An 11,195-nucleotide genomic window follows, 5' to 3' on the forward strand; every position below is an offset into this window, starting at 1 on the left:
GCGGCAAAGCGGTCCGGGCGTTCCGTTGGGATCGCGGCCCGCTGCGTATCGGTAGAAGAAAGCAGCCGCTTCGGCCGGCGGCAAGGCGCGGGGCGGGATACCTCGACTGGTCTACTCTTTTTCTTTCCAGCCAGAGGACGAGACCGATGGAAGACATTCGCCACACCGCCGTGAACGATGCCCTGTGGGTGGCCCTCGAGGCCGTGCTGGCCGCCGCCCTGGACGCGGGGCTGGACCGCGAGCAACTGCTCCGCGCGGCCAAGCGCGAGGCCGCCACCGGGCTGAGCGCCAATGCCGTGCAGGCACCGGAGTTCATCGAGCTGGCGGTGCTGCGCCGGCACATCGGCCCGAAGATCTGAGCGGAGCCCGGCTCAGTGGCGGGTGAGCCGGGTGTCGCACTTGCGCTGCTGCTTGATGCGGTACATCTCGCGGTCCGCACGGCGGATGGCCTCCTCGGCATCGATGCCGTCCGGCAACAAGGCCACCACGCCGGCGCTGGCACCGGCGTAGTCGAGCCGCCCCTGCTCGCCACCCATGTCGTACTGGCCGAGGGTCGCCCTGGCCAGGCGCTGCTGCAGGTGCTCGGCGGCGCGGAGCATCTCGCTCGCCAGGTCCAGCTGCTCGGAGCGCGGGCCCAGGGCGACGACGATGAACTCGTCACCCCCGGTGCGGCCCAGCATGTCGCTGGTGCGCAGGCTGCCCTGGAGGTTCCTGGCCACCTGGGCGAGGAACAGGTCCCCCGCCTGGTGGCCGTGGGTGTCATTGATCGCCTTGAAGCCGTCGAGATCGACCACGCCCACCAGCAGATAGCGCTCCTCGCGTCGGGCCAGGGCCAGCAGGCGCGGGACCTCGGCGAGGATGGCCCGGCGGTTCCACAGCCCGGTCAGCGCGTCGGTCAGGGCCAGCCTGGCGAGCTCCGCGTTGCTGTTCTGCAACTGCTCGACGAGCATTTCCCGCTCCAGGGAAATGCTCAGCAGCCCGGACAGCAGCATCAGCGTGGGCTGTACCTCCGGGGCGTGCTCGATCTGGCTGGAGCTGGCGGCGCAGATGGTCCCCAGCAGACGACCGTCGCGCGCTCGCAACGGCGCGCTGGCATAGGTGCGGATGCCCAGCGCCCTAGCGGCGTCCGAATCCCCCCAGCACTCGGACACGTCGTTCGAGTAGAGGCGGTTCTCGGCCAGCGCACGCTTGCAGAGGGTGTCGTCCCAGGGCACTGAAAGCCCTTCGGGGATTTCCATCTCCCCCGCATTGCGGGCGAATTCAACCCGCTGGGTGCCGGCGTCGAGGTCGATGGTGGTGAGGTAGGTCGATTCCATGCCGGTGACGCGGCTGAGCAGGGTCAGCAACGGACGGGTCAATTGCTCGACCGTCTTGGCCTCTGGAACGGTTTCAGAAAGAAGGGACAGTAGATTTTCCATGCTGAACTTCACTGGCGCATGACGGCGAGAATTGTTGCTCAACCTCCTTCCCGGTGAGTAGCTCCGTGATATCGCGGTCTTCGATTATGCAGATTAGTCGACTTTTTCCGCGGCTTCGCTTGGCCGCGACCAACGACCAAACGCGGCCTCGCGGGGGGCTTCGTACCTCAACCCAACCTACGGGTCACTCCGGTTCCTGCCGATGCCTCGGCCACCGGCGCGCCTCTTATATCCATATGCGAATCGGTTATTTATTTTTCGGCTTAATGGTTATTTAGGCTATATGCGCCTCAACGAGGCGGTGCCGCTGAGAGCGCCGTCCCTGACGCATTCCTTCCGTTGCCTGCCGAGATCTCCATGACCGCTTCGATAGCCGCCCGCCCTGATGCCTTGGCCAGTGCCCTGGTCAGTGCCCGGGCGCTGGGCAAGTCGTTCGGCGCCAGCCCCGTGCTCCAGGGCATCGATCTCGACCTGTTTCCCGGGGAAGTGGTGGCGCTGCTGGGGGCCAACGGGGCCGGCAAGTCGACCCTGGTCAAGGTGCTCGCCGGCAGCCATGGCCACGACGCCGGCGAATTGCGCGTGCAGGGCAGGGCGGTGCGCTTCGCCTCCCCCCAGGCGGCGCGCCGTGCCGGCATCGTCGCCGTGCACCAGCACGTGGACGACGCGGTGGTGCCGGGTCTGAGCGTGGCGGAGAACCTGGTGCTGGATGAACTCTGCCAGCCTGGCAATGGCGTCTGGGCCGGGCGTGGGCGGTTGCGTGAGCGCGCCGCGCAGATCGCCGCCGGGCTCGATCTGCACCTGCCGCTGGAGGCGCCCATCGAATCGCTGGGCACCGCCGAGCGGCAACTGGTGGTGCTGGCCCGCGCCCTGGCGCTGGCGCCGCGCCTGCTGATCCTCGACGAGCCCACGGCGTCGCTGTCCGCCAGCGAGGCCGAACGCCTGTTCGCATTGATCGACCGCCTGCGCCAACGCGGCGTGGCCATCCTCTACATCTCCCATCGCCTGTCGGACCTGCAGCGCATCGCCGACCGCGCCATCGTCCTGCGGGACGGGCGCCTGGCCGGCGAGTTCGCCGCGCCGCTGGACCTCGCCGCCGCCGTGGTGGCGATGCTCGGTTCGGCCCTGGCGGCGGTCACGCTGGAGCGCCACGCCCCCGGCCGCGAGGTGCTGGCGGTGCGGGGTTGCCGGCTCGATGCGCGCAGTGCGCCCTTCGACCTCAGCCTGCACGAAGGCGAGGTGGTGGCGCTCACCGGCCTGCTCGGCGCCGGCAAGAGCGAGATCGCCGAACTGCTGTTCGGCCTGCGCCGCGCCGCTGCCGGGCACATCACCCTCGACGGCCAGCACTGGGCGCCGGCCACGCCACGCCAGGCCATCGCCGGGGGCGTGTTCATGGCCACCGAGGACCGCACGCGCGGTTCCCTGGTGCCGGGCTTCTCCCTGGCGCGCACCCTGACCTTGCCGTTTCTCGCGCGCTTCAGCCGCGCCGGTTTCATCGACCGCCGCGCCGAGCGCGACGCGGTGCAGGCCCAGGTGCAGGCGCTGGGCATCAAATGCGCGGGCATCGAGGTGCCCATGGACACGCTCTCCGGCGGCAACCAGCAGAAGGTGGTGCTGGCCCGCTGGCTGCTCGGCGAGGGCCGTGTGCTGATCCTCGACGAGCCTTTCCAGGGCGTGGACATCCGCGCCCGCCGCGAGATCGGCGCGCGCATCCGCGCCAGCGCCGCCGGCCGCGCCACCCTGGTGATCTGCACCGACCCCGACGAGGCGCTGGAGATCGCCGACCGCATCCTGGTGGTGCGCGATGGCGCCGTGGTCGGTGGCCACGCCAATGACGGCCTGCAACGCGCCGACCTGGTGGCGCAGCTGGCCGGCGTCCCTGCGCACCCCCTTCCCGACTACCCGCATCGCCAAGGAGCCGCGCGTGCCTGAATCCTCTTCGCCTACCTCCTTCACCCCGCCCCTGGGGGCGACGCTGCTGCGCCTGGCCATCCACTACGGCCTGTTGCTGCTGCTGGGGCTGATCCTGGTGCTGTTCGCCGTGCTGGAGCCGGCGTTCCTGCGGGTGGGCAACCTGTTCATCATCCTGCAGTCGGTGTCCATCGTCGCGCTGCTGGCCCTGGGCGTGACCCTGACCATGGCGGTGGGCGGGCTGGACCTGTCCATCGGCGCGGTGGCCGCCATGAGCCTGATGTGCGCCAGCTACGTGATGGTGGTGCTTGGCTGGGGGCCGCTGCCGGCGGTGGCCATCAGCCTGGCCTGCGGCGCGCTGGTGGGGCTGCTCAACGGCTTTCTCATCGTGCGCCTGGGCGTGCCGGACATCCTCGCCACCCTCGGCAGCATGTTCCTGGTCATCGGCCTGCAACTGATCCCCACCGGCGGCCGCTCCATCGCCGTCGGCATGACCCTGCCCAACGGCGACGAGGCCGCAGGCAGCTTCAGCGCCGCCTTCCTCGCCCTCGGCCGCGCACGCCTGTGGGACACGGTGCCGGTGCCAGTGGTCGTGATGCTGGTGGTGGCGCTGCTGGTGTGGGCCTTCCTCGAACGCACGCGCTTCGGCCGGGTGTTCTACGCCATCGGCGGCAACGAGCGGGCGGCGCGCCTGGCCGGTGCCCCGGTGGAGCGCTACAAGCTGCTGGCCTACGTGCTGTCCGCCTCGCTGGCCTCGCTCGGCGGGCTGCTGCTGGCGGCGCGCCTGGGGCGCGGCGACGTCAGCTCCGGCAACGGCCTGGTGCTCGACGCCCTGGGCGCCGCGCTGATCGGCTTCGCCGTGCTCGGTGCACGCAAGCCCAACGCCTTCGGCACCCTGGTCGGCGCCTTGCTGGTGGCGACCCTGCTCAACGGCCTGACCATGCTCAACGCGCCTTACTACGCCCAGGACTTCGTCAAGGGCGCGGTGCTGGTGCTGGCGCTGATGTTCACCTTCGGCCTCGCCCAACGCGCGCGCTGAACCCTCTTCAGAAAAAGGAACCCGACATGCCTGCATTGATCAACCGCGCCCTGCGTCGCCTCGCAGCCGGCGCCCTGGCCCTGTCCCTCGCCGGCGGCGCCAGCGCCGCCGGAATCGACGGCGCTCCGGCCCCCTTCGACAAGGGCGGCGTACGCATCGCCCTGGTCGGCTACCTGTTCTCCGGCGACTTCCCCGAGGCCTACCTGCGCGGCGTGGAGAAGCAGTCCAGGGCCCTGGGCGTCGACCTGCGCCTGTTCGATGCCCGCCAGCAGGCAGCGACCCAGCGCGAGCAGCTGGAGCAGGCCATCGACCTGGGCGTGGACGGCATCATCGTCCAGCTCGGCCTGGCGGAAACCCTCAAGGACACCGTCGACAAGGCCGTGGCCAAGGGCATCAAGGTGGTGGCCTTCGACGTCGAGCTGGGTAACCCCGGCGTGACCCAGATCGAGCAGGACCACCACGCCCTGGCGCAACTGGCCCTGGACCAGGCGCTGAAGGACAACGGCAACGCCTTCCAGGCCGGCTACGTGTTCATCGGCGGCTTCACCCCCATGGAGCGTCGCGACGAGATCTGGCGCCAGGTCAAGGCGGCCAACCCGGGCATCGTCGAGAAGGCCCGCTTCGGCACCCTCAACCCGCCCATCGCCAACTCGGTGGCGGACCAGGCCAGCGCCGTGCTGCGCGCCAACCCCGGCCTGCAGGTGATCTTCGCGCCCTTCGACGAGTTCGCCAAAGGCGCCAAGATCGCCGTCGACGAAGCCGGCCTGGGCGAGCAGGTGAAGATCTACAGCGCCGATATCTCCACCGCCGACATCCAGATCATGAAGGAGCCGGGCAGCGCCTGGGCCGCCACCGCCGCGGTGAACCCGGAAGTGGCCGGCGCCATCAGCGTGCGCACCCTGGCCCAGCGCATCGCCGGGGAAGAGACCGGTCCCCGCGTGCAGGTGCCCGCCACCCTGATCACCCGCCAGCAGCTGCTGGACCTGGACGTGAAGAACGTGCGCGACCTGGCGCAGAAGCTGCCGGCCTTCGGCGAGTCGGCCAGCGTCGCCCGCTCGCCGTGGATTCCCCTGGCCGACTGAGGCGACCGACATGCACGACAAGGCATCGCGGTTGCGCAAGGCGAGGGCGGTGAAGAACGACCCGGCCCACGGCACGCGCCTGCCGCCGGGGCAGGTGCTCACCGAGCGCTTCCCCATCCTTCACGAGGGCGAGGTGCCCCGGTACGTTTTGGCCGACTGGTCGCTGCGCCTGCACGGCGCGCTGTCCAGGCCCCTGGAGCTGCGCTTCGACGACCTGTTGCAGCTGCCGCAGCGCGAGGTGCGCTGCGACATCCACTGCGTCACCCGCTGGTCGAAGTTCGACACCCGCTGGCGCGGCGTGCACCTGGGCGACCTGCTGCAGGCCCACGGCATCGAGCCCCGGGGCGCCTTCGTCATGGCCCACGCCGACACGGACTACCAGACCAACCTCGCCCTGGCCGACCTGCTGCATCCCGACAGCCTGCTGGCGCTGGCCTACGACGACCAGCCGCTGACGCCCCAGCACGGCTGGCCGCTGCGCCTGCTGGTGGCCGGGCGCTATTTCTGGAAGAGCGCCAAGTGGCTGCGCGCCCTGGAGTTCACCACCGAGGAGGCGTCGGGCTTCTGGGAGCGCAACGGCTTCCACCTGCACGCCGACCCCTTCCTCGAACAGCGCTTCTCCGGCGAGGCGCTGGACATCCCCGAGGACGAATGGCAACGCAAGGCGTACGACTGAGCAGGGAAGGGCGGTGAGCCTCCGGCACCTGTAGGGTGGAGGTCGCTTTTTACCTCCACCCGCGGAGTTGGGTTCGGCACCCAGCAGGCACCGTGCATGACCGTAGGATGGGTAGAGCGCAGCGAAACCCATCACCGCAATGCCATATCCGCACCAACGCATGGTCCCGCTCGAAACTCATGTGGTGCGTAGGGTGGAGGTCGCTTTTTACCTCCACCAGCGGAGTTGGGATCGGCACCCGGCAGCATGGGTTTCGCGTAGCTCTACCCATCCTACGATTGAGAGTGCCTCCTGCCTCATCAGCGCAATACCGTATTCCGCATTTATTAAAAGACCTTTATCGGAATTGATTTAGTTGCTTTTTTTACAACTAACTTCACTTCAGAAACTGTCATTTCATTGTTGCTCCAGCAACACCTGTTGCTGCTGTAGCAGCAACTTTCTCGATTTCGCTTATAAGCCGGCTGTGCGATATAACCTAAGTGTTATTCGTTATTTTGCCCGTCCGTCGGGCTCGTCTAGGATCGGGCTCCAGGACACCCCATCAGGCATGGATGCCGCCCAAGAACGAGATACCAGGCCACCTCGCAAAGAGGCAGGACCCGGTCGGCACTGCCCCCGTTGCACGACGAATCAGAACGTGCCGCCGCTGTTAAGCGGGCGCTTCCGTTCAACTTCGCGATGGCAACTTGAAGACCATTTAAAACAGCATCCATCTGTCGGGACGGCAACTTCCAGTGGTTGGCCAACTGCCCGTCAAAAGTGCGACCAAGGAGTAATTCGCATGCATCGCCGTTCCTTCCCCTTGTTGGGCGCCGCCGTGCTCACGGCATTGGCGCAAGCCCCCGCACACGCCCAGGAAGCCACCAGCAGCGCCGACGATTCGACCCGCCTCGGCACCGTGCTGGTCACCGGCACCCGCGCCAAGAACCGCACCGTGCTCGATTCGCCCGTACCGGTGGACGTGCTCACCGCCGAGGACCTGAAGTCCACCGGCGCGGTCAACGGCGAACTGGGCCAGGCCCTGCAGACGCTGCTGCCGTCCTTCAGCCTGCCGCGCCAGTCCAACTCCGGCGGCGCCGACCACGTGCGTGCCGCCCAGCTGCGCGGCATGAGCCCGGACCAGGTGCTGGTGCTGGTCAACGGCAAGCGCCGCCACACCTCGGCGCTGGTCAATGATTCCTCGAAGATCGGCCGTGGCACCGCCCCGGTGGACTTCAACTCCATCCCCATCAGCGCGGTGAAGCGCATCGAAGTGCTGCGTGATGGCGCCGGCGCCCAGTACGGTTCCGATGCCATCGCCGGGGTGATCAACATCATCCTCGACGACGCCCCCGAAGGCGGCGAGGTCTCCACCACCTACGGCGCGTACCACACCCACCAGAGCGCCATCCACGAGACCACCACCGACGGCCAGAACAGCGCCACCACGGCCAAGATCGGCGCGCGCCTGGGCGAGGACGGCGGCTTCATCCGTGGCGGCGCCGAATACAAGGACCGCAACCCCACCAACCGTGCCGGCTTCGACGGCTTCGCCGACACCCCCGGCCAGCGCAACTACGTGATGGGCGACGGCGACGCCCGCGACATCAACACCTGGTTCAACGGCAAGCTGCCCCTGGGCGACATCGAGGCCTACACCTTCGGCACCTACAACCACCGCACCACCACCGGTGCCGAGTTCTACCGCTACCCCAGCGAGCAGCCGGCGTTCTACCCCAACGGCTTCCTGCCGCAGTCCCTCGGCACCAACCAGGACCTGTCCCTCACCGGCGGCTTCAAGGGCCTGATAGGCGAGGACTGGGACTACGATGCCAGCCTCACCCATGGCCGCAACCTGTTCGAATCCGCCACCAAGCGCACCCTCAACGCCTCCCTCGGGGCTTCCTCGCCGACCCGCTTCGACACCGGCGAGTACGAGCTGCGCCAGACCGTAGGCAACCTCGACTTCACCCGCGAGCTGAGCCTGCTGGGCACGTCCTTCGCCCTGGCCCTGGGCGGCGAGTACCGCTACGAGAACTACCTGACCCGCGCCGGCGACGAGGCCTCCTACGTGGGCACCGGCGCCGACGGTGCCAGCGGCCTGCGCCCCAGCGAGGAGGTGGACCTGGACCGCAACGTGTTCGGCACCTACGCCGAGCTCTCGGGCGACCTCACCGACCGCCTGTTCGTCGATGCCGCCACCCGCTGGGAGCGCTACGACGATGCCGGCAGCAAGCTCACCGGCAAGCTCAGCGGCCGCTACCGCCTGACCGACGCCGTGGCCCTGCGTGGCGCCGTGTCCAACAACTTCCGCGCGCCGTCCCTGGCCCAGGTGGGCTTCCAGCACACCACCAGCAACTTCGGCACCGGCGGCACCCTCACCGACATCCGCGTGCTCTCGGTCAACGACCCCATCGCCCGCGCCCTGGGTGCCGAGAGCCTGGACCCGGAAACCTCGAAGAACTTCAGCATCGGCCTCACCGCCCAGCTGAGCGAGCGCTTCGACCTGTCGTTCGACGTGTTCCGCATCGACGTGAAGGACCGCATCACCCTGTCCCAGCGCATCGGCAGCGACGCCCTGGAGCAGTACGTGCTGGACAACTTCGGCGTGGCCGGGGTGCATGACGTCAACTTCTTCACCAACGCCGCCGACACCCGCACCGATGGCGCCGAGCTGGTGCTCAACTACCACCAGCCCTTCGCCGACGGCCAGCTGGGCGTGACCACCGCCTACACCTACAACCACACCAAGGTCACCGCCACCAAGGGCACGCCGTCGCAGCTCGCCGCCCTGGGCATCGGCAACGACGCGCTGGTGGGCGTGGAGGAGCGCAACACCCTCACCGACGCCGCACCGCGTGATCGCTTCGTCCTCTCCACCACCTGGAGCAACGCCAACTGGAGCCTGCTGGGCCGCCTCACCCGCCAGGGCGAGACCACCCGCGTGTTCGACTTCGGCACCTCGCAGCCGGAGCAGACCTACGACGCCGTGTGGCAGCTCGATGCCGAGGTGCAATACACGTTCACCCCGCAGTTCAGCGTCGCCCTGGGCGGCAACAACCTCACTGACCAGTACCCGGAGCGCTCCAGCTCGGAGATCAACTACGGCGGCAACCTGCCGTACGACGTGCTCTCGCCGGTCGGCTCCAACGGCGCGTACTACTACGCCCGCGCCACCTACGGCTTCTGACCGAGCCGGCCGCCCTCCCGGGCGGCCAGGCCCCTGCCGGAGGCGGGCATGAGCGACACCCCAAGCGCCGGGCCACGGCGTCACCTCGGCCTGCTGCAGGCGCTGCTGGTGACCCTGGGCATGGTGATCACCACCGATATCCTCAAGACCGCGCCCACCGTGGCGCTCAACGTCGGCGCCGAGCACTTCTACCTGGTGTGGGTGCTCGGCGGCCTGCTGTCCATGGTCGGCGCGCTGTGCTTCGCCGAAATGGCCACGGCCTTTCCCCACCCCGGCGGCGACTACCACTTCCTCCACCGCGCCTACGGCGAGCGGGTGGGCTTCCTCTTCGCCTGGTCGCGCTTCGCCGTGCTGCACACCGGCTGGATCGCGCTCTCGGCCTTTCTCTTCGCCGACTACTTCACCGCCGTGCTGCCACTCGGGCGCCACGGCGCGGGGCTGTTCGCCGGGGCGCTGATCGTCGCCCTGGTGCTGGTCAACCTGCTCGGCGTGCGGGTCGGCTTCCTCACCCAGACGCTGCTGGTGAGCCTGCTCACCCTGGGCTTCCTGACCATCGTCTCCGGCGGCGCCTGGCTGGCCTGGCAGGGCGTCGCGGTGCCGCCGCCGAGCAACCCGCTGCCGCCGGAAAGCGGCGGGGTGGCGGGCTTCTCGGCGGCGATGATCTTCGTCTTCCTCGCCTTCGGTGGCTGGAGCGACGCGGCCACGCTGTCGGCGGAAATCCGTGACGGCCGGCGCGGCCTCTTCATCGCCATGCTCGGCGCGCTGCTGCTCCTGCTGGGCATCTACCTGGCGCTGAACTGGGCCTTCATCCAGGGCCTGGGGTTCGATGGCCTGGCGGCCAGCGGCGCACCGGCGGTGGAGCTGCTGGGCCGCGCCTTCGGCGCACCGGGTGTCGGCGTGATCCTGCTGGTGGTGGGCGTTTCCGCCGTGGCCAGCATCAACTCCACGCTGATGGTCGGCGCCCGCACCACCTACGCCGCCGCCCGCGATGTGCCCTCGCTGCACCGCCTCGGCCACTGGGACGACAGCCACGGCGTGCCGCGCCGTGCACTGCTCGCCGAAGGCGGCGTGGCGCTGCTGCTGGTGGCCTTCGGCAGCTTCGCCGAGAGCGGCTTCAACGCCATGGTGGAGTACATGACCCCGGTCTACTGGCTGTTCATGGCCCTCAGCAGCCTGGCGCTGATCATCCTCCGCCGTCGCCACCCCGAGGTGCCGAGGCCGGTGCGGGTGCCGCTCTATCCGCTGCTGCCGCTGCTGTTCTTCGCCCTGTGCCTGTACATGCTCTGGTCGAGCCTGGCCTATGTCGGCTACGGCGCCTTCGTCGGCGTCGCCGTGCTCGCCCTGGGCGCGCTGTTGCAGGGGCTGCTGGTTTGGCGCGGTGGTTCGGTGGCTGGCGAAGGCGAGGTGCTCTCATGACTGTTTGTAAACTTCTACGCGGGCCGCTGGTGGTCGCCCTGGTGGCGTCCCTGGCCGGTGCCGCACTGCTGCTGGAAAGCCGCAGCCCACTGGCCGGCGATGGCCACCCACGGGAGCACGCCATGCTGCGCACCGAGCTCTACTTCGGCGCCATCGAACCCGCGCTGTGGGAGCGCTTCCTCGCCGAGGAGGTGACGCCGCGCTTCCCCGACGGCCTCAGCTGGTACGACGTCAACGGCCAGTGGCGAGGGCCCAGCGGCAAGCCGGAGAAGCTGCCCTCGCGCATCCTCCTGCTGATCCACGCCGACAACGCCGCCAACCGCGAGGCCCTGGCCGAGATCGGCGCAGTGTTCCTAGCCCGGCACGGCATGGCGGTGCTCAAGGTCTCCAGCCCCGTCACCGCCAGCGACCCCGACTGGACCGACGACCGCGTGAAGAACCGCCAGCTGGCGCCCTGAAATCAGCGCACGGTGCGGGGCCAGAC

At 68.9% G+C, this 11,195-nt stretch carries 9 protein-coding genes; 8 read left to right on the top strand and 1 reads right to left on the bottom strand.

What is annotated here, in order from left to right:
- Positions 1-146 precede the first annotated feature (146 nt).
- A complete protein-coding gene (locus ACYJSS_RS22190; RefSeq protein WP_111262531.1) occupies positions 147-359 on the top strand; it encodes a hypothetical protein in 213 nt (70 codons plus the stop codon).
- Between the two features lie 12 nt (positions 360-371).
- Here ACYJSS_RS22190 and ACYJSS_RS22195 read toward each other — a convergent pair whose 3' ends face one another.
- A complete protein-coding gene (locus ACYJSS_RS22195) occupies positions 372-1,418 on the bottom strand; it encodes a sensor domain-containing diguanylate cyclase (RefSeq protein WP_111262562.1) in 1,047 nt (348 codons plus the stop codon).
- A 357-nt stretch (positions 1,419-1,775) separates the two neighbouring features.
- Between ACYJSS_RS22195 and ACYJSS_RS22200 the strand changes: the two genes are divergently transcribed.
- From ACYJSS_RS22200 to ACYJSS_RS22230, 7 genes are all read left to right on the top strand, one after another.
- The gene (locus ACYJSS_RS22200) at positions 1,776-3,347 is read left to right on the top strand and encodes a sugar ABC transporter ATP-binding protein (RefSeq protein WP_236205032.1); all 1,572 of its coding nucleotides are present in this window, start codon (positions 1,776-1,778) and stop codon (positions 3,345-3,347) included.
- A complete protein-coding gene (locus tag ACYJSS_RS22205) occupies positions 3,340-4,365 on the top strand; it encodes an ABC transporter permease (RefSeq protein ID WP_373875104.1) in 1,026 nt (341 codons plus the stop codon). Before ACYJSS_RS22200 ends, ACYJSS_RS22205 begins: the two co-directional genes overlap by 8 nt.
- Positions 4,366-4,391: 26 nt before the next feature.
- Positions 4,392-5,447 (top strand): substrate-binding domain-containing protein, encoded by a 1,056-nt coding sequence (locus ACYJSS_RS22210; protein WP_236205033.1) that lies wholly within the window; start codon positions 4,392-4,394, stop codon positions 5,445-5,447.
- Between the two features lie 10 nt (positions 5,448-5,457).
- Positions 5,458-6,123 carry a sulfite oxidase-like oxidoreductase gene (locus ACYJSS_RS22215; RefSeq protein ID WP_236205034.1) on the top strand — a complete coding sequence of 222 codons (666 nt, stop codon included), beginning with the start codon at positions 5,458-5,460 and terminating at the stop codon, positions 6,121-6,123.
- Positions 6,124-6,907: 784 nt separating this feature from the next.
- A complete protein-coding gene (locus ACYJSS_RS22220) occupies positions 6,908-9,295 on the top strand; it encodes a TonB-dependent receptor plug domain-containing protein (RefSeq protein ID WP_236205035.1) in 2,388 nt (795 codons plus the stop codon).
- Between the two features lie 48 nt (positions 9,296-9,343).
- Positions 9,344-10,711, top strand: a complete 1,368-nt coding sequence (locus ACYJSS_RS22225) for an APC family permease (protein WP_236205036.1) — start codon at positions 9,344-9,346, stop codon at positions 10,709-10,711.
- Entirely contained in the window at positions 10,708-11,169 is a 462-nt protein-coding gene (locus ACYJSS_RS22230) for a DUF3574 domain-containing protein (RefSeq protein WP_236205037.1), read from the top strand. Before ACYJSS_RS22225 ends, ACYJSS_RS22230 begins: the two co-directional genes overlap by 4 nt.
- Positions 11,170-11,195: the final 26 nt, after the last annotated feature.

The organism is Pseudomonas sp. No.21 (assembly GCF_054558415.1).